The sequence below is a fragment of the Streptomyces sp. NPDC086989 genome (assembly GCF_044745505.1).
Taxonomy (GTDB): domain Bacteria; phylum Actinomycetota; class Actinomycetes; order Streptomycetales; family Streptomycetaceae; genus Streptomyces.
Window position 1 is genome coordinate 633,340 of sequence record NZ_JBIVAL010000002.1, and the last position, 18,351, is coordinate 651,690.

General features: G+C 73.4%; 14 protein-coding genes. 8 read left to right on the forward strand and 6 right to left on the reverse strand.

Translation table 11 applies throughout. From position 1 onward, the window contains the following. The first annotated feature begins 121 nt into the window (after positions 1-121). From ACIPK4_RS06600 to ACIPK4_RS06615, 4 genes are all read left to right on the forward strand, one after another. On the forward strand, positions 122-415 hold the full coding sequence (locus ACIPK4_RS06600; RefSeq protein WP_402309671.1) for a DUF503 domain-containing protein: 294 nt from the start codon (positions 122-124) through the stop codon (positions 413-415). Positions 416-442: 27 nt separating this feature from the next. Further along, positions 443-895 (forward strand): 30S ribosome-binding factor RbfA, encoded by a 453-nt coding sequence (rbfA, locus tag ACIPK4_RS06605; RefSeq protein WP_030227571.1) that lies wholly within the window; start codon positions 443-445, stop codon positions 893-895. Next, the gene (gene truB / locus ACIPK4_RS06610; RefSeq protein WP_402309673.1) at positions 892-1,827 is read left to right on the forward strand and encodes a tRNA pseudouridine(55) synthase TruB; all 936 of its coding nucleotides are present in this window, start codon (positions 892-894) and stop codon (positions 1,825-1,827) included. Before rbfA ends, truB begins: the two co-directional genes overlap by 4 nt. 423 nt (positions 1,828-2,250) lie before the next feature. Next, the gene (locus ACIPK4_RS06615) at positions 2,251-3,207 is read left to right on the forward strand and encodes a bifunctional riboflavin kinase/FAD synthetase (protein ID WP_082410527.1); all 957 of its coding nucleotides are present in this window, start codon (positions 2,251-2,253) and stop codon (positions 3,205-3,207) included. 136 nt (positions 3,208-3,343) lie between these two features. Here the strand turns inward: ACIPK4_RS06615 and ACIPK4_RS06620 are convergent, their stop codons facing one another. The 3 genes from ACIPK4_RS06620 to eccE form a co-directional block, all read right to left on the reverse strand. After that, a complete protein-coding gene (locus tag ACIPK4_RS06620) occupies positions 3,344-5,731 on the reverse strand; it encodes an SCO5717 family growth-regulating ATPase (protein ID WP_402309675.1) in 2,388 nt (795 codons plus the stop codon). A 1,350-nt stretch (positions 5,732-7,081) separates the two neighbouring features. Continuing rightward, complete coding sequence (locus tag ACIPK4_RS06625) at positions 7,082-7,780, reverse strand: hypothetical protein (protein ID WP_054220990.1); 699 nt, start codon at positions 7,778-7,780, stop codon at positions 7,082-7,084. Further along, positions 7,777-9,051 carry a type VII secretion protein EccE gene (gene eccE, locus ACIPK4_RS06630; RefSeq protein ID WP_402309677.1) on the reverse strand — a complete coding sequence of 425 codons (1,275 nt, stop codon included), beginning with the start codon at positions 9,049-9,051 and terminating at the stop codon, positions 7,777-7,779. The genes ACIPK4_RS06625 and eccE overlap by 4 nt, the downstream gene beginning before the upstream one ends. A gap of 278 nt (positions 9,052-9,329) precedes the next feature. Here eccE and eccB point away from each other — a divergent pair, with 278 nt between their 5' ends. The 4 genes from eccB to ACIPK4_RS06650 all read left to right on the forward strand — a co-directional run bounded on the left by eccB (position 9,330) and on the right by ACIPK4_RS06650 (position 13,145). After that, positions 9,330-10,940 carry a type VII secretion protein EccB gene (gene eccB / locus ACIPK4_RS06635; protein WP_402309679.1) on the forward strand — a complete coding sequence of 537 codons (1,611 nt, stop codon included), beginning with the start codon at positions 9,330-9,332 and terminating at the stop codon, positions 10,938-10,940. Positions 10,941-10,951: 11 nt separating this feature from the next. Beyond that, entirely contained in the window at positions 10,952-12,229 is a 1,278-nt protein-coding gene (mycP, locus tag ACIPK4_RS06640) for a type VII secretion-associated serine protease mycosin (RefSeq protein WP_402309681.1), read from the forward strand. 214 nt (positions 12,230-12,443) lie between these two features. Then, positions 12,444-12,779, forward strand: a complete 336-nt coding sequence (locus ACIPK4_RS06645; protein ID WP_054220986.1) for a WXG100 family type VII secretion target — start codon at positions 12,444-12,446, stop codon at positions 12,777-12,779. A gap of 57 nt (positions 12,780-12,836) precedes the next feature. Continuing rightward, positions 12,837-13,145, forward strand: a complete 309-nt coding sequence (locus ACIPK4_RS06650; protein ID WP_054220985.1) for a WXG100 family type VII secretion target — start codon at positions 12,837-12,839, stop codon at positions 13,143-13,145. A gap of 94 nt (positions 13,146-13,239) precedes the next feature. On the opposite strand, the gene ACIPK4_RS06655 is transcribed toward ACIPK4_RS06650, so the two are convergent. The 3 genes from ACIPK4_RS06655 to eccCa form a co-directional block, all read right to left on the reverse strand. Further along, positions 13,240-13,485: a DUF397 domain-containing protein gene (locus tag ACIPK4_RS06655; RefSeq protein WP_030303613.1), complete on the reverse strand. Its 246-nt coding sequence runs from the start codon at positions 13,483-13,485 to the stop codon at positions 13,240-13,242. 161 nt (positions 13,486-13,646) lie between these two features. Next, positions 13,647-14,303 carry a hypothetical protein gene (locus tag ACIPK4_RS06660; protein WP_402309683.1) on the reverse strand — a complete coding sequence of 219 codons (657 nt, stop codon included), beginning with the start codon at positions 14,301-14,303 and terminating at the stop codon, positions 13,647-13,649. Between the two features lie 3 nt (positions 14,304-14,306). Beyond that, positions 14,307-18,272, reverse strand: coding sequence for a type VII secretion protein EccCa (gene eccCa, locus ACIPK4_RS06665; RefSeq protein WP_402309685.1), 3,966 nt, complete (start codon positions 18,270-18,272; stop codon positions 14,307-14,309). Between the last annotated feature and the right edge of the window lie 79 nt (positions 18,273-18,351).

An 18,351-nucleotide genomic window follows, 5' to 3' on the forward strand; every position in this document is an offset into this window, starting at 1 on the left:
GGGGCCGGTCGGCGGAATATCCGTCGATCGGCCCCGGCCGTTGCGTGTACGGTTCTGGTGACCCTGCCGCGCGACGGCCGGCAGGCCACCGAACCCGCACCGGCGGGATATCCGGAACTGAATGTACGTGGGGACTCTGTCCTTCGATCTGCTCCTCGGCGACGTCCACTCGCTGAAGGAGAAACGCTCCGTCGTCCGGCCCATCGTCGCCGAGCTCCAACGCAAGTTCTCCGTGAGCGCGGCCGAGGTGGGCGACCAGGATCTGCACCGCAGGGCCCGTATCGGGGTCGCTCTGGTCAGTGGGGACGCGGGGTACCTCTCGGATGTACTGGACCGCTGCGAGCGGCTGGTCGCGGCACGTCCGGAAGTGGAGCTGCTGTCGGTGAGACGGCGGCTGCACGGTGATGAAGACTGACTGCAAGACAAAGAAGGAGACGGACCAGTGGCCGACAATGCGCGGGCGAAGAAGCTGGCGGACCTCATCCGGGAGGTGGTGGCCGAGAAGCTGCAGCGTGGTGTCAAGGACCCCCGCCTCGGTACGCACGTGACCATCACGGACACCCGGGTCACCGGCGACCTGCGGGAGGCCACGGTCTTCTACACGGTCTACGGTGACGACGAGGACCGCGCCAGCGCGGCAGCGGGCCTCGAAAGCGCCAAGGGCGTACTGCGCTCCGCGGTCGGCCGGGCGGCGGGAACCAAGTTCACGCCCACCCTGACCTTCGTCGCGGACGCGCTCCCCGAGAACGCCAAGACCATCGAGGACCTCCTCGACAAGGCGCGCGCCTCCGACGCCCAGGTGCGCGAGGTGTCCTCCGGCGCCCAGTACGCCGGCGACGCCGACCCGTACAAGAAGCCGGGCGACGAGGACGACGAGGACGCAGCCGCGGAATGAGCAACAACGCAGGGAAGACGCCTGGGGGCCCCTCCCGGCCGGAGGCCGGGGGAGGCCTTGTCATCGTCGACAAGCCGTCCGGGTTCACTTCGCACGACGTGGTCGCCAAGATGCGCGGGATCGCCAAGACCCGGCGCGTCGGCCACGCCGGCACGCTCGACCCGATGGCGACGGGCGTCCTCGTCCTGGGCGTCGAGAAGGCCACCAAGCTCCTCGGCCACCTCGCGCTCACCGAGAAGGAATACCTCGGCACGATCCGCCTCGGTCAGAACACCCTGACGGACGACGCCGAGGGCGAGGTCACCTCCTCGACGGACGCCTCCGCGGTGACCCGCGAGGCCGTGGACAAAGGCATCGCCAAGCTGTCCGGCGAGATCATGCAGGTCCCCTCGAAGGTCAGCGCCATCAAGATCAAGGGTGTGCGCTCCTACAAGCGCGCCCGCGACGGCGAGGACTTCGAGATCCCGGCCCGGCCGGTGACCGTCTCGTCGTTCCAGGTGTACGACATGCGGGACGCGGAGGCCGAGGACGGCACCAAGGTCGTCGACCTCGTCGTCTCCGTCGTCTGCTCCAGCGGTACGTACATCCGCGCCCTGGCCCGCGACCTGGGCGCCGACCTCGGCGTCGGCGGGCACCTCACCGCGCTGCGGCGCACCCGGGTGGGCCCGTACAAGATCGACCGAGCGCGCACCCTGGACCAGCTCCAGGAGGAGCTGACCGTCATGCCGATCGGCGAAGCGGCGGCCGCGGCCTTCCCGCGCTGGGACCTCGACGCCCGGCGCGCCTCGCTGCTCGCCAACGGCGTGCGGATCGAGATGCCGGACGCGTACCCGGCGGGCAAGCCGGTTGCGGTCTTCGGGCCGGACGGACAGCTGCTCGGGCTCGTGGAGAGCAAGAACGGCAAGGCGAAGTCGCTGGCGGTCTTCGCCTGATCCGCCAGGGCTCCGCGTAGTGACGTGGAGCGGTGAGCGCACATCACCCGCCGCTCACCGCTCCACGACCCCCCTCGGGTAGGTCTCTATCCACCCGGACCTCCGTATTCACCCGTGCGGGCAGGCGCGCGGAGTGACTGGAGGGAGCACAAGGGGGCGCTTTCGCCACCGGCGCCGTGCGGGACCCGCGGACGCCGCTCCGGACGCCGCTCCGGACGCCGCTCCGGCCGCCGCTCCGGCCGCCGCTCCGGCCGCCCGTGACGAACCCGGGCACCGCGTCCTCGTGCTCCGTCCCGCCGAGATGACACAGAGCGGCCCCCGGCCAGATGCCGATGCAGGCCCCCGGGTACGGGCATGGCAGTCTTAGACCTGCAATCGGCAACCAGGACAGGGCCTACACGGTTCGGGCGAGGAGCGGTCACAGTGCAGCGCTGGCGTGGCTTGGAGGACATCCCCCAGGACTGGGGACGCAGCGTCGTCACCATCGGCTCGTACGACGGTGTGCACCGGGGCCATCAGCTGATCATCGGACGGGCCGTGGCCAAGGCGCGCGCGCTCGGCGTCCCGTCCGTCGTCGTCACCTTCAGCCCGCACCCGAGCGAGGTCGTGCGACCCGGCAGTCACCCGCCGATCCTGGCCCCGTACGACCGTCGTGCCGAACTGATGGCCGGGCTGGGCGTCGACGCGCTGCTGGTCCTGCCGTTCACGGCGGAGTTCTCGCAGCTCTCCCCGGCCGACTTCATCGTGAAGGTGCTCGTCGACAAGCTGCACGCGCGGGCCGTCATCGAGGGCCCCAACTTCCGCTTCGGCCACCGCGCGGCCGGGAACGTCGACTTCCTGCGCGAGCTCGGCGGCACGTACGACTACGAGGTCGAGGTCGTGGACCTCGTCGAGCGCGGTGCGGCGGGCGGCGGAGTGCCGTTCTCCTCGACCCTGGCGCGCAGGCTGGTCGCCGAGGGCGACATGGCGGGCGCGGCCGAGATCCTGGGACGGCCGCACCGGGTCGAGGGCGTCGTCGTCCGCGGGGCCCAGCGCGGGCGCGAGCTCGGCTACCCGACGGCCAACGTCGAGACGCCCCCGCACACCGCCATCCCGGCGGACGGCGTGTACGCGGGCTGGCTCACGGCGAACGGCGAGCGGATGCCGGCGGCGATCTCGGTCGGGACGAACCTGCAGTTCGACGCCACCGAGCGGACCGTGGAGGCGTACGCGATCGACCGCGTCGGCCTGGACCTGTACGGCCTGCACGTGACCGTGGACTTCCTCGCGTACGTGCGCGGCATGGCGAAGTTCGAATCGCTGGACGGCCTCCTCGAAGCCATCGCGGACGATGTGAAGCGGGCGCGCACGCTGACCGAGGAATACGACGCGCAGCGCTGAGCGGCGGACCGACGGCCGTGATGGCGTCGCCCGGCCCGGTCCGGTCCGGCACCACGTGTAAGGGCCCGTACCTCCCGAGGGAGGTACGGGCCCTTCTTGCTGCCAGTAGCCGGTAGCCGGTAGCCGGCGTCCGTCGTCAGCCGAGGCGCGGGTCGCGCGGGGGCTGCTGCGGGTGCTGGGGCGGCTGCTGCTGCGGCTGCCAGGGCTGGCCGGGCTGCGGGTAGGGCTGGCCGTACGGCTGCGGAGGCTGCTGGTAGGGGGACGGGCCCTGGGGCTGGCCGTACGGCTGGCCCTGCGGCTGCTGCTGCGGTGCCGGCGGCTGTTGGTGCTGCTGCGGCTGCTGGGGCTGGGGCTGCTGCGGCGCTCCCCAGTGGCCCTGGGGGGCCTGCTGGGCGGCACGGAGGAAGTCCTCGGCCACCAGCGCGGAGAGGTTGAAGTACGCCTCCCGGGTCTTGGGCCGCATCAGGTCGAGGTCGACCTCCGCGCCGGCCGCGAGGTGCTCGTCGAACGGCACCACGACGACGCCCCGGCAGCGGGTCTCGAAGTGCTGCACGATGTCTTCGATCTTGATCATCTTGCTGGTCTCGCGGACCCCCGAGATGACGGTGAGGGAGCGGGAGACCAGGTCGGCGTACCCGTGCGCCGAGAGCCAGTCGAGCGTGGTGCTCGCGCTGCTGGCGCCGTCCACCGACGGGGTCGAGATGATGATCAGCTGATCGGCCAGGTCCAGGACGCCGCGCATGGCGGAGTAGAGGAGCCCGGTGCCCGAGTCGGTGAGGATGATCGGGTACTGGCGGCCCAGCGTCTCTATGACGCGGCGGTAGTCCTCGTCGTTGAAGGTCGTGGAGACCGCCGGGTCGACGTCGTTGGCGATGATCTCCAGGCCGGACGGCGCCTGGGAGGTGAACCGCCTGATGTCCATGTACGAGTTCAGATACGGGATCGCCTGGACCAGGTCCCGGATCGTGGCCCCGGTCTCACGGCGGACACGGCGGCCGAGGGTACCGGCGTCGGGGTTCGCGTCGATCGCCAGGATCTTGTCCTGGCGCTCGGTGGCGAGGGTGGCGCCGAGGGCGGTGGTGGTCGTGGTCTTGCCGACGCCGCCCTTGAGGCTGATGACGGCGATGCGGTAGCAGGACATGACCGGGGTGCGGATCAGTTCGAGCTTGCGCAGGCGCTCGGCCTCGGCGGCCTTGCCGCCGAAGCGGAACCCGGAGCGCTGCGGCTTGGGCTTCTGCTTGCCGCGCAGCAGGCGGTCGGAGGACAGCTCGACGGCCGCGGTGTACCCGAGGGGCGCCCCGCCGCCGGCCGGGCCGGGCTGGTACCGCGGATCGTGCGGCTGCGGCCCCGGCTGGGGACCGGGCGCCCACTGGGCGCCGGTCCGGGGGTCGTACGCGGCCTGGGGCTGGGGCTGGGGCTGGTGCTGGTGCTGCGGCTGCTGCGGCTGCTGGGACGCGGGCTGCGCGCCGGGAAGGGCGAAGTCGCCGACGGGCGGCTGGGGCTGGGGCTGCGCCGGTGCGGGGGCGGGCGGGAACCCGTATCCGTCCTGCGGCGCGGGGGCGGGGGCCGGCGGGAAGCCGTAGCCGTTCTGCGGGCCGGGCGCGGCCGGGCCGGGGGCGGCGGGGAAGCCGGAACCGGCCTGCGGCGCGGGCGCCGAGGCAGACGGGGAGCCGTCCTGGGGCGCCGGGGCAGGCGCGGGGGCCGGCGGGAACCCGTAACCGTCCTGGGGGCCGGGGGCGGCCGGGGCCCCGGAGCCGTCCTGGGGTGCGGGTGCGGGTGGGAAGCCGGGGTTGTCCTGGGGTGCCGTCGTGGCGGGGAACGCGGGCGGCAGCGCCGGGAGTTCGCCCGCGGGTCCGCCGAAGGGGGCGTCCACGGGCGGGTGAACCGCATCCGCGGGGCTGACGGGGCTCGGCGCCGGCGGCACGGGGACGGCGTCCTGCGGCTCCTGCGGCGCAGCCACGGGGTTCGGGTCCACGAACGGGATCGCCGTCCCGTCAGGCGGGGTGTCCTGCCGCTGGACGGCCTTGACGAGCGGTCCGGGCGCGTCGTTGGCCTGGGCGGCGAGGGGCGCCGGGGCCGGGGCCGGGAGGGCGGGCACCTCGGCCGACGCCGGGAGGGCCGGGGGCAGGCCGGTGCTGTCGGCCGGGGCCGGCGGGAAGGGTGCGTCGCCGGCGGGCACCGGGGTGCTGTCCGCGGGCGGCGGGAACGCCGCCGGGCCGGGCAGGGCGGGTGACTCGGCCGGTGCCGGTGCCGGGGCCGGTGCCCCGTCCGAGGGCTTGCGCGGGGCCGGTGGGGCGATCCGCATCGTCGGCGGCGAGGCCACGTCCGTCGGGCGGTGGGGTTCGAAGCCGCTGCCTTCGGGGAGGCCCGGTACGGGAGTGGCCGGGGCCGCGCCCTGCGTGTACCAGGCCGGCGGGGTGTAGTCGATGGTGAACTCGCCCGTCACCTCGGGCTCCGCGTCGGACTGATCGTCCGTCGGGACGTCCCAAGTCCCGCCGCGCCTCTCGTTCCGATCGCCGCTCACTGGTCCTCCTGGTCTGTCGAACACTGGTCCGGCGCCCACTTCCACGCCGCGCCCGCGCCCAGCCTAATCGCGCGCCGACACCGGTGTCCGCCCCCGTCGGACGTCCCGCGCCGCGCGGGCCCCTGCGGGCGGCTCGCGGCCGTCGTCCTCATCGTCCTGCCTACAGGGTGGGCGCGCCCTGAGCAACCGTCACCGGGCCGGTGACGGCCGGTGGCACCGCCTGCCCCCCGCTGCTCTCCCTCTCTCCCGAGCCCCGGCCTCCCGTGCCCCGGACCCCGCCGAGGCGGGCCTGCGGCCTGGGCCTCGAACGGCGAAGGGGGTGTACCCGTTGCCGTGGCGGGCATGTGGGCTGGGTCGCGTACGGCGAACTGTGGGCGCGCCTGCTGCGGTGGCGGGTATGCGGGCTGCATCGCGTACGCGGCCCGTGGGCGCGCCCGCCGCCGAGGCCGGGAGCCGGCTCGGCCCCGACCGCTGCGCATGCCCTTACTGCCCGCCGCGGCCGGAAAGGCCCAGGGCCCGATCCCGTAACCGCCGCGCATCCCGCGGGTGGAACCGCAACGGCCGGCTCGCCTCGGGCCCGCGCGTTCCCACGTCGTGCCGAGGCCCGCAATGGCCCCGGCACTCCTCGGCCCGCGTGCCCCCACGCCGTGCTGAGGCCAGGAATGGCCCGGCGCGGCTCGCGCCCGCGTGTCCCCGCGCCCTGCCGAGGCGCGCAACGGCCCCGGCTCCTTGATCTCGTGCGTCGACGAGACCCTCGGCTCCGCCCCCGCACTTGTGCTCAGACCCGCCGCGCCCGGGGCAGCCGGCACGCCCCGCCCCTGCGCCCCAGGCTCCGGCGAAACCCCGGCGATGGGTTGCCGGGTCCCGGGCCCGTATTCCGGCACGCACGTGGGCGAGGGCCCTGGTTGCGTTCCCGCCGACCGCCCAGCCCACCCGGCAGGCGCCCGGCTTCGGGTCGACCTCCAGGGGGGCGGTGGATCCGGCGGTGGATCGAGGGACTCCTCACCCCCCGTCGGGCATGGGCATGGCCGCATTCCCGCCCGCCGCCCCGCCCACCCGGCGACGGGCCCGGCTTCGGGGCGGTTCCGCGCCACGGCGTCCGAGGCCGGTGGGCCTCGGGGGTATTCGGTCCCCCGTGCCCATCCCGGAGTGCCGGGCCCCGCGTGCCCTTTCCCGCGTGCCCGGCTCGCCGTGCCCGACCCCGCGTGCCGCCCCGTGTGCCGGGCCCAGTGTGCCGGGCACCCCGCGCCCGGCCCCGTGTGCCCGGGCCGGGCGTACGGGCCGGGCGCAGGGGCCGCGGGCCCGGGTCCGGGGAGGGTCTTGGCTTTCCGTCCCCTTCCGGGCCCGGGGTCAGTCGATGCGTCGGGCCGGGCCCAGGAGGCCCGTTTCGGCTTCCGTGCCCTGGGTCATCACGAACTGACGGTCCCGCGGCGTGCACCACAGGGTGACCCCGTCGCCCAGCGTCGGCAGCGAATCCACCGCCGCACGCGGCAGGTTCATCAGGCGCCCGAGCTGGTCCGCCTCGTCGGGGGAGACCCGCTGGACCCCGACCAGCGACGAGTTCTGCAGCAGCCTCGGCGCCGTCGGGCTCAGGTACGGAAGCAGGGTCAGCACCGACTGCCAGGGTCCCGCCACCACGCGCCCGCGCGGCGGCCGCATGCCGCAGTCGCGGATCACCAGCACCGGGCTGCCCGCCGACGCGCCCTGCGGCGGCACCCGGCCGACCTCGTGCAGCGTCACGCACTGCTGGCCGCCGCCCGCCGCCTGGGCCAGCCCGGACCACACCTGCCCGCGGCCGGTCTCCACCGCCACCCGCGCGCCCGTGGCCGCCGCGCGCAGCGCCAGCACCTGTGCCGTCCACAGGCCGCCGATCAGCGTCACCTCGTACGGCGTCGGCCGGTTGACGCCGAGCACCGCCGGGCGCCCCTCGGCGTCCACGCCGATGACGACGCCGTCGTCCCCGACCGGCAGTGCCAGCGCGTCCAGGTCCACCGCCGGGACCACGTGCCGTTCCCGGCGCGGGCCGATCAGCCCGAAGCCGCCCCTCATCGCGCCCCTCCCAGCGGCAGCGAAGCCAGCAGCCCCGGTACCTGTTCACGGTCGAGCCGGACCAGCCCGGTGCGCACACCGCGGGCCGTCCGTTCCAGTTCCCGGCGGGCCGCCACGAGTTCCTCGTCGCTGCGCCCCGTGACCCGTACGTGGCCGGTCAGCGTCACGCCCTGGCGCTCCGCCGGTGCCATCGTCAGGCTGAAGTTCGTCGCCAGCGCGGGCAGCGAGGTCAGCAGCGCCACGAACTGCGGCAGGGACGCCGCCCCGCTGCCGCCGAGCTGGGGCCAGCGGCCTATCCAGTACGTGGTGTGCCGCCGGTCGTCGCAGCGCCAGATGCGCGCCGTCTCCTCCGTCCGCCGGCCGGTGCTCGCCGAGCGCCCCGCCTGCGTGATCGCCATCGGGTTCGCGCACGAGGAGGTGGCCAGCGCCGCCGTCAGCTCCTGTTCGGTGAGCACCGTCGCGCGGAACCCGGCCCCGGTGAGCCGGCTCGCCAGCTGGTCGGCGGCGCGCACCACACAGCGCTGCGCGCCCCCGAGCCCGCCGCCGCGCGCGGTGACCGCCTCGGGGCACAGTTCCGGGTCGAGCTTGAGCGCGATCCAGGTCAGCCGGACCGCCGGGGTGCCCGTAGCGGCCTGGAGCGGCGCGTAGTTGCGGGTGGCCATCGACTGGGCCGGCAGGTGCGGGGCCGGCGCGGGCTGGGTGTGCTGCACCAGCTGCGCCGACTCCAGCCGGATGCCGTCGACTTCGAGGATGTCCCGTACGAGGGCGAGGGGCAGCGGCCGTGCACCGCGGTCGGGCCGCAGCGCGGTGGCGTCCATGTCCACCTGGACCACGGCCGTCAGGAACGTCCCGTCACCGACCATGCCGACGGGCCGCCGGTCGCGGTCGCTGAACGTGAGGGTCCGCAGCGCCGGATCGGCCTCGACGAGCGGGGCCAGCCCCGGCTCGGTGCCCGCCGGTACCGTGAACGACGCGGCCCGCCGACGCCGGGCGCGCAGTGCGAGCGCGCCGCCGATCCACTCCGGCAGGGAACGCTGGTGGCGGCGTACGACGGCGAGCACCACCAGGACGAGCGCCAGCACACCGGCGGGAACCAGCAGCAGCGGCTCCACGACCCAGGCCACCAGCAGGGCGGCCACGGCGATCTGGAGCAGCACGAGTTGTTGCAATCGGAACGGACCGAAACGGCCCGGGCTCGACTTCGGATACGGCGTCACCCCGCCGCGCACGGGTGCCGGCGCGCCCGTCTGCGGCTGCGTCGCGGTGGCCATCAGGCGCCCACCTCGCCTTTCTGGGGCCGTACCCCGTGAGTAGCGGAGCCGGGAGCTGCCCGCCGCAGGGCCCCGGAATCTCCCCAATCCACCCCAACAAGCCCTGAATACCCCGACGACCCCTGAATAGTGGGGTCCGGAGGGCAGTGAGCGGCAGCCTCACCCTACCCGGCCCGTGGGCACCCTCCGTCAAGAGGCATAGTAGGTCTCCGGTCCGACAATCGAGGCCCGGGGGACCGTACTCACCGACCGGGCCGTGCGGGGAGAAGCAGACGGTCATGGCATCACGACGTGATGAACTCAACGCGTACACCTTTGCGAAGCGGCGCACGGTGGCCGCGTTCCTCCAGCCTTCCGCCACGGGCTCCGAGGAGGGCGCGCCGCGTCCGCTGCGCGCGGTCCTGCCCGGGCTGGTGGCGGGGGCGCTCGTACTCGCCGGGTTCGGTGCCTGGGGGATGTTCAAGCCGCAGGCACCCAAGGGCTGGGACGCGGCCGGCACCAACGTCATCGTCGGCAAGCAGTCGACGACCCGGTACGTGGTGCTGACCACCAAGGTGAACGGCAAGGACCAGACCCGGCTGCACCCGGTGCTCAACCTCGCCTCCGCCCGACTGCTCCTGGATCCGCAGAAGTTCAAGGTCATCCAGATCGACGACAAGATCCTGGACGCGGGCAAGCCGCCGCGCGGGCCCATCATCGGCATCCCGTACGCCCCCGACCGGCTGCCGGCCCCGCAGGACGCGGGCAAGGCCAAGCGCTGGGCCGTCTGCCAGGCACCGGGCGGCAACGGCAAGACCGTTCAGACCGCGACGTTCGTCCTCGCCGACCGCGAGGCGGGACTGATGGACGACGCCCGCAAGCTCACCGACCGCCAGATGCTGTACGTGCAGAGCACCGGCGGCGCCAAGGAGCGCTACCTGGTCGACTCCACGGGGACGAAGTACAAGTTCCCCGAAGGCGGCGCGGACGCCGGGAAGATGACCAACGCGCTGGTCGGCAGCACCGGCGCCACCCCGCAGCAGGTCACCCAGGCGTGGCTCGACACCCTCAACTCCGGGGACGACCTGGCCTTCCCGCAACTGCCCGTCGCGGCCGGCACGAAGGCCGACGTCCAGGGCCTGACCACCGCCGACAACAAGGTCGGCATGGTACTGACGGCGCAGACCGGCTCCGGCGCGCAGCACTACGTCGTCCTGCCCGGGAAGGTCGCGCCGGTCTCCGACTTCGTGGCGTGGCTGCTGATCTCGGCGCCCGCGACCGACGGCCTCAACATGCACGGCAAGCCCCACGAGGTCGACCTGCAGTCGCTGAACCCGGACGCCACGGCGTTCAGGGGCGAGGCCAGGTGGCCGCAGCGGAAGTCCGACCGGATCAACCAGAACGGCGCCGCGGACCCCGCGCAGGGCGCCCCCGCCGCGGCCGGCACGCCCCAGGGCGCCGCCGCGCGCGACACCGTCTGCAACGTGCTGCGCTCGGTCGACGGCCAGGGCAACCAGACGCTGAGCACCTGGGCCGGCACCGGATTCCCCATCGACATCACCGCCAGCGGCACCAGCGCCTACGTCACGCCCGGCTCGGGACTCCTGTACACGCAGGTCCAGGGCAGGCAGACGACGGCGGGCGGCGCCCTGTTCCTGGTCACCGACACCGGTCTGCGCTACGCCGTGCAGGCCAACGGCGACAGCGACGCCGAGAAGTCGAAGATCGGCGCCCCCGACCAGTCGAACGGCCAGGCCGCCGCGGACGGCCGTCCCGAGGCCAGCCAGGCGCAGATCCGGCTCGGCTACGGGGCCGTGACACCGGCCATGGTCCCCATCGCCTGGTCCGAGTTCCTCTCGAAGGGGCCGCGCCTGGACACCAACTCCGCCCGACAGCCCCAGGGTTCGTGAGGACACCGCCGATGCCCCTGTCCCCGTACACGCGCAGCGCACTCGTCACCGCCGCGCTCGCCGTCGCCGCCCTGTCCGGTACGACCGCCACGGCCGGCGCCGCCACGGCCGCCACCGCGGCCGCACCGCACCCGGGGCCCGTCCGCGCACCGGCGCTGGACCTCGCGGGCGGCGGCGAATGCACCTTCCCGATGAAGAAGCAGATCGCCGACCGCCCCTGGGCCCTGCAGCGGCTGCTCCTCGACGCGCTCTGGTCGCAGACCAAGGGCAAGGACAAGAGCGGCAAGCCCGTCCGCGTCGCGGTCATCGACACCGGCGTCGACCGTGCGAACCCGCAGCTCAGCGGCGCCATCGATGTCGGCGCGGGCAAGGACCTCATCGACCCCAAGGGCGGTGACGGCACCACCGACACGGTCGGCCACGGCACCAAGGTGGCCGGTCTGATCGCCGCCCGGCCCCAGGACGGCACCGGCTTCGTCGGCCTGGCACCCGACGCCGTGATCATCCCGGTCCGCCAGAACGACGGGCAGGGCAAGGGCAACGCCCAGTCGCTGGGCGCGGCGATCGACCACGCGGTGGCCAAGGGCGCCCAGGTCATCAACATCTCCCAGGACACCGACGTCCCGCTGAGCGCCGACTCCGAACTCGGCAAGGCCGTGCAGCGGGCCGTCGACGCGAAGGTCGTCGTCGTGGCCTCGGCGGGCAACGACGGCATGAGCGGCGAGAAGCGCAAGACCTACCCCGCTGCCTTCCCCGGCGTCCTCGCCGTGGCCTCCTCGGACCGCAACAACGAGCGGGCCGCGTTCTCCCAGCCCGGCGACTTCATCGCGGTGGCCGCGCCCGGCGTCGACATGGTCTCCACCGTCCCCGGCTTCGGCCAGTGCATCGACAACGGCACCAGTTTCTCGGCGCCCTACGTCGCGGGCGTAGCCGCCCTGCTGCGCGCGAAGCACGAGGACTGGACCCCGCAGGAGATCATCTGGCAGATCGAGGGGACCGCCGAGCGCTCGGTCAACGGCCGTGACGACTACGTCGGATGGGGTGTCGTCGACCCCGTCCGCGCGGTCACCCAGGACCACGAGCGGCCCAAGGCCCCCGTCCCGGACCCCGGCCCGCCGCCGGCGGCCGCCCCCGAGGCGGCGGCGCTGCGGATGACGGAGACGGCGCAGGAGCGCGAGGAGCGGTACGGGACGTACGCTCTGGGCATCGCGGGCGTGCTGATCGCGGTCATCGCGGGCACGGCGACGGTGGTGCGCGACGCCCGCAGGCGCCGCGGCCGTTTGCAGTGAACCGTCACAGTTCATCAACGGAAGCGGCCTGCCGATGTTGGGACCGTCAGATGAACTGGCTAGAGTGACACCAGGCTTCACGACTGTGATCGGGGGATCGCGTGAGGCGGAGGGGGAATTCCGGGGCCGCGTGACTCGCATCCGCGCCGGGAACCTCCCTTCCGCTGCGCAATCCGCCGGTTCTGCCGGCGAATTGAGAAGTGAGGAGCTTCGGATGAGCAATTTCGGACTCGCAGACGATCCGATCGTCCAGGCGAAGAACAAGATCGAGACGACGGCCCGCGCCGTCACCACCCAGTCCCGCGAGCTGGCGGACATCCTCGCCACGGTGAGCGCCGGCTGGACCGGTGTGGGTGCCTCGGGCTTCGTTTCCGCCCAGACGGTCGTCAACGAGGACCACGACGAGATCCGTCGTCTGCTCGGTGTGCTGCACAACGCGGTCGCGCAGACCAAGAACCTCAGCAACGCGCAGGACGACGACGTGCGTGCGGCGTTCAAGACGGTGCAGGCCGGTGCGGGCCAGGGCGGCTCCGGTCTCAACAGCATCTGACCCGCCCTTTTTTGCGTCGTTCCCCACACAGCTCAGCTCAGCGCGAAGGAGAAGAACATGGCTGGCTCCGACGGCCACACCAAGGTCCGGTATGAGAGCGTCCAGGAGATGGCGAACCGCATCCGCGTCGTCTCGAAGAAGATCGTGACGGACCTGGAGGAGATGGACCAGGCCCTGAAGGTCGTCACGGACACCTGGGACGGTGAGGCGCACCAGGCGTACATCACGCTCCAGGGCAAGTACAAGGCCAAGGCCGAGCACATGAAGAACCAGCTGGAGCAGGTCGCCCAGCTGATCGAGCGCGGCAAGGGCGACTACCGCGCCACCGACGTGAAGGCCTCGCGCCTGTTCACCGAGGCCTACTGAGCCCGGCCGGCCGCAGCCGCATGCGGATACGGGGCGCGCCCGCACCGGGCGCGCCCCGTCGCCGTACCCCGGCCCGGTCCGGGGACCGCGGGGTTCAGCGCGGGCCGCGGTCCAGGTCGAACTCCCCGTCCCTGGCCCCGAGCACGAAGGCCTCCCACTCGGCCGCGGTGTAGCGCAGGACGGTGTCCCGGTCGAGCGAGGACCGCATGGCCACGGCGCCCTCGGGCAGCCGCGCGATCTCGACCCGCTCCTCGTCGGGGCTGGTCCCCGGCGGGCCCTCCCACTCCACGCCGCTGATGTCGAGCGCGTACAGCTCGTCCTTCTCCTGCTGGGTGCCCATGTGCGGCCTTTCCCTCGGCGGTGCGGTGCTCCCGCGGTCTTCGCTGCCGATTATCGGTGCTGTACGCGGGGGCGGGGGAGTGTTTCCCTCCGATCACCCCGTACCCCGCCGGTCGATCACCCCGTACCCGGCCGGTCGATCACTCCGTACCCGCCGGTCGATCACCCCTGCACCTGGCCCGCGAGGGCCTGCGCGAGGCCCTCGACCTGGCCCCGGCTCAGCCCGCTGTGCCCGGCGCCCCCGGCGGTCAGCAGCAGCGAGGCGTCCCCGTCGCCGTCGAGTTCGAGCCGTACGGCCGCCACGTTCCCGCTCGCGGTCAGGACCGGCACACCGGCCTTCGCCGCGGCCGCCTGCGCACCGAACGGGACCAGCCCCTCCGGCCCCAGGCCGGCCGCCTTCGCGACCACGGGGAACAGCACGGACAGCGCCTGCGGCCTCCGCGTGGCGACGGTGTGCACCTCCAGGTCCTCCCCGCCGATGTGGAAGACGCAGCTCACCACCCCTCCGGGATTGCGGGCCAGGGGGCCGTCCGGATCGGATCCCCCGTCGCTCGCCCCGGAGAGGGCGGGCAGATCGGCCGTGGCGTACCCCGGGCCCGCGGCGCCCGCCACCCCGGCGGCCCCGGCCGCCGCGGCGAAGTCGTAGGGCAGGGGGCACTCGATGCCGCCCTCGGGGTCGACCGCGTCGGCGATCTCCCGCACCTCGTCCACGCTGAGGGCGTCCCCGAACCGGCAGCCGGCCGGCAGGACGACGGCGGCGGCCACGAGGGCCACCGCCGCCGCCCACCGGCGGACGCGTTCGCCGCGACGACGTGTCACGGCCTACATCCCCGCCATCCGGCCCAGCTGCACGAGCGACGTGCCCCGCTTGCGCGAGGAGAAGTACGCCCGGCCCGGCGGCATCGGACGGGGCCGGACACTGCCGATCAGGTCGCCCTCGGACGGGTCGCCCGACAGGACCACGCCCTGCGCGCCGAGCTCCTTGATGCGCTGCATGAACGGCTCGTACAGCGAGCGCGAGGCACCCGCCGAGTTGCGCGCGATGATGAAGCGGACACCGGTGTCCCGGGCGAAGGGCAGGAACTCCACCAGCGGGGCCAGCGGGTTGCCCTGGCTCGTCGCCACCAGGTCGTAGTCGTCGATGATGATGAACACGTCCGGGCCCGTCCACCAGCTGCGGTCGCGCAGCTGCTGCGGAGTGACGTCCGTCGGCGGCTGCCGGCGCGAGAACACGCCGCCCAGCGCCTCCATGTGCGTCTGCAGGGAGCTCGCCATCGGCGCGTACTCCAGCAGGTGCTCCTCCGGCAGCGCCCCGAGGAGGCTGCGCCGGTAGTCACCCACGACCAGGCGCGCCTGGTCCGGGGTGTACCGCTCCGCGATCTGCCGGCAGATCAGCCGCAGCAGGTTCGTCTTGCCGGACTCGCTCTCGCCGAACACGAGGAAGAACGGGTCGCTCTCGAAGTCGACGAACACCGGCTCCAGGTCCGTCTCGTCGATGCCGATGGCCAGCCCGCGGCCGGGCTGGTCCCCGCCCCGGGGCAGCTGGTCGGCGTGCAGCAGCCGCGGCAGCAGGCGTACACCGGGAGCGGCGGCCGCCGCCCAGTTCTGCTTCACCGCCGACACGAAGGCGGCCGTGGCCTCCGACAGGTCCTCCGGGTCGTGCGCCCCGTCGATCCGCGGCAGCGCACCCAGGAAGTGCAGCTTCTCCGCCACCTGGCCCCGGCCCGGCATCCCCGTCGGAACGTTCGCCGCGACCTTGCGGTCGAACTCGGAGTCCATGACGTCACCGAGCCGCAGCTCCAGCCGGTTCAGCATCTGGTCCTTCAGCGCGGCACGGACCTCCATGTAACGCGCCGCCGTGATCACCACGTGGATGCCGTAGCCCAGACCGCGCGAGGCGATGTCCGTGACCACCGGCTCCAGGCCCTCGTACTCGGTCCGGAAACCGCCCCAGCCGTCGATGACGAGGAACACGTCGCCCCACGCCTCGCCGGGCAGCTCACCCGCCGCACGCCGGCGCCGGTAGGTGCCGATCGAGTCGATGTTGTTCGCGCGGAAGAACTCCTCGCGGCGGTTGAGGATGCCGCCCACCTCGGCGACCGTACGCCGCACCCGCTCCGGGTCCAGACGCGAGGCGATCCCGCCGACGTGCGGCAGCTCGGAGATCGACGACATGCTGCCGCCGCCGAAGTCCAGCCCGTAGAACTGCACCTCGCGCGGGGTGTGCGTCAGTGCGAACGCCGAGATCAGCGTCCGCATCAGCGTCGACTTGCCCGACTGCGGGCCGCCGACCACCATCATGTGGCCCGCCGCACCCGAGAAGTCCCGGTACAGCACCTCGCGCCGCTGCTCGAACGGCTTGTCGATCAGGCCGAGCGGCACGACGAGCCCGCCGGGCCGCGTGTACCCCTCCGCGTGCAGACCCCGCTCCGCCGAAGGCGCCAGCGCCGGCAGCAGCTGGTCCAGCGGCGGGGCCTGGTCGAGCGGCGGCAGCCACACCTGGTGCGCCGGCACCCCCTGGCCCTCCAGCCGGCCCACGATCACGTCCAGCACCGTGTCCGCGAGGGCGTCGTCCTCCCGCTCCGACTGCGCCGCCAGGTACGCCGGGTCCGGCGCCGCGTACACGACCGGCACCGGCGTCGCCGTGAACAGCGCGGGCCGCCGCTCCACCGGGAACAGCCCGACCGACAGGTCCGGGCCGCCCGAACGGTAGGTGCCCGAGACGTACGCCGCCTTGAAACGCGTCATCTCGTCCGTGCCGAACTTCAGGTAGCCCGAACCCGGCACCGACGGCAGGTGATACGCGTCCGGCACGCCGATCGCCGTGCGCGACTCCGCCGCCGAGAAGGTCCGCAGGCCGATGCGGTACGACAGGTACGTGTCCAGCCCGCGCAGCTTGCCCTCCTCCAGGCGCTGCGAGGCCAGCAGCAGGTGCACGCCCAGCGAACGGCCGATCCGGCCGATCTGGATGAACATGTCGATGAAGTCGGGCTTCGCCGTCAGCAGCTCGCTGAACTCGTCGATGACCAGCACCAGCGAGGCCAGCGGCTCCAGCGGGGCACCCGCCGCGCGCGCCTTCTCGTAGTCGTGGATGTTCGCGTAGTTGCCCGCCGAGCGCAGCAGCTCCTGGCGGCGCTGGAGCTCGCCGCGGATCGAGTCGCCCATGCGGTCGACGAGGGTGAGGTCGTCCGCCAGGTTGGTGATGACCGCGGCCACGTGCGGCATCTGCCCCATGCCCGTGAAGGTCGCACCGCCCTTGAAGTCCGCGAGGACGAAGTTCAACGTCTCCGAGGTGTGCGTGACCGCCAGGCCCAGCACCAGCGTGCGCAGCAGCTCCGACTTGCCGGAACCGGTCGCACCCACGCACAGGCCGTGCGGGCCCATGCCCTCCTGCGCCGCCTCCTTGAGGTCCAGCATGACCGGCGCGCCGTCCTCGCCGACACCGATCGGCACGCGCAGCCGCTCACCGGCCGACCGCGGCCGCCAGGTCCGGGCCACGTCGATGGAGGCCGCGTCGCCCAGGTTCAGCAGATCCGTGAAGTCCAGGTTGGCCAGCAGCGGTTCGTCGTCGTCCCCGCCGCCCGTGCGCAGCGGCGCCAGCTGCCGCGCGAGCGCCTCCGCCGCCGGCAGCGACAGCGTGTCCGGCACGCCCTCGTACGCGATCCCCCCGCCCGACTCCAGCCGCAGCCGGCCCGGCCGCACCACGACCGACAGCCCGCCGCGCGGCTCGTCCAGCTCGCCCGCGACCACCTCGACGATGGTCACGCCCTGCAGCCCCTCGGCCGCCGCGAACGCCGAGTCCGGCGGGACCAGCCCGCCACGGGAGTTCGCGTCCAGCACGACCACCAGGTGCGGCTGGTCCAGCACCGGCGACACGTCCCGGCTGAACCGCGGCCGCCCTTCCAGCCGGGGCGCCAGCAGCCCCTCCAGCTCCGTCAGGTCATCGCTGAACAGCCGCTTCGTACCGGCCCCGTCGACCTGCCCCGGCACCTGCGTGTGCGGCAGCCACTTCGTCCAGTCCCACGACGGCACCGCGCCCGGCGCGGCCACCACGGCCACCACCAGGTCCTCGGGGGAGTGCAGGGTCGCCAGCTGCGCCACCATCGCCCGCGCCGCCCCGCGCGCCGCCTCCGGCTCGCCCGACACCGTCACGTGGTAGAACGCCCGCAGCGACACCGCCACCGGCAACCCGTCCAGCGACGAGTGCACCTTCAGGAAACGCTGCATCGCGCCGGCCGTCAGCGGTTCCAGCTCGTCCACCGGCGCCGTGTCCGGCGCCACCAGCGGAGTCGACAGGCGCTGCGCGCCCAGCCCGAGCCGCGCCTGGCCGAAGTCCTCGTCGCCGACGCGCCGCTCCCACAGTCGCGAACCCTCGGCCACCACCGACCACAACTGCTCGGGAGCCGGGTGCAGATACAGCTGCGCGTCGCGCTGCGCCCGCGCGGTCCTGCGGACCTGACGGCGCGTCTGCGCGAGATATTTCAGGTAGTCCCGGCGCACGTCGGCCATTTGCCCCTGCGTACCGCGCCGGTGACGCACCAGCTGGGCCAGGACCATGCCCACCGTGGACACCAGCATCAGCACGCCCATGATGCGCATGAAGGGCGCCGCACCCGGCATGAAGAAGAAGACGACCGACGAGCCCATGCCGAGCATCGGCAGGAGCTGCATCATCATGCCCTCCTGCTGCCCGCGCGGAAGCTCCGGCGGAGCCTCCAGCCTCAGCTCGTCCGAAGGAACTTCGGGCGGCAAGGACCGCGGCGGGCGTTTGACGACGATCTGACTCACCGGAGCATCAATCCCTCGAAAACGGACGGGACGTCGCAACCGGCGCCCCCAAGTCCCGGGCGCGAAGGGGGTCTCCCCT

Bases quoted from the DNA above. Each gene is read 5' to 3' on its own strand.
- mycP (WP_402309681.1), top strand. From the start codon at position 10,952: ATGCCCCTGTCCCCGTACACGCGCAGCGCACTCGTCACCGCCGCGCTC.
- truB (WP_402309673.1), top strand. From the start codon at position 892: ATGAGCAACAACGCAGGGAAGACGCCTGGGGGCCCCTCCCGGCCGGAG.
- ACIPK4_RS06625 (WP_054220990.1), bottom strand. From the start codon at position 7,780: ATGAGGGGCGGCTTCGGGCTGATCGGCCCGCGCCGGGAACGGCACGTG.
- ACIPK4_RS06645 (WP_054220986.1), top strand. From the start codon at position 12,444: ATGAGCAATTTCGGACTCGCAGACGATCCGATCGTCCAGGCGAAGAAC.
- ACIPK4_RS06650 (WP_054220985.1), top strand. From the start codon at position 12,837: ATGGCTGGCTCCGACGGCCACACCAAGGTCCGGTATGAGAGCGTCCAG.
- eccB (WP_402309679.1), top strand. From the start codon at position 9,330: ATGGCATCACGACGTGATGAACTCAACGCGTACACCTTTGCGAAGCGG.
- ACIPK4_RS06655 (WP_030303613.1), bottom strand. From the start codon at position 13,485: ATGGGCACCCAGCAGGAGAAGGACGAGCTGTACGCGCTCGACATCAGC.
- eccE (WP_402309677.1), bottom strand. From the start codon at position 9,051: ATGGCCACCGCGACGCAGCCGCAGACGGGCGCGCCGGCACCCGTGCGC.
- ACIPK4_RS06600 (WP_402309671.1), top strand. From the start codon at position 122: ATGTACGTGGGGACTCTGTCCTTCGATCTGCTCCTCGGCGACGTCCAC.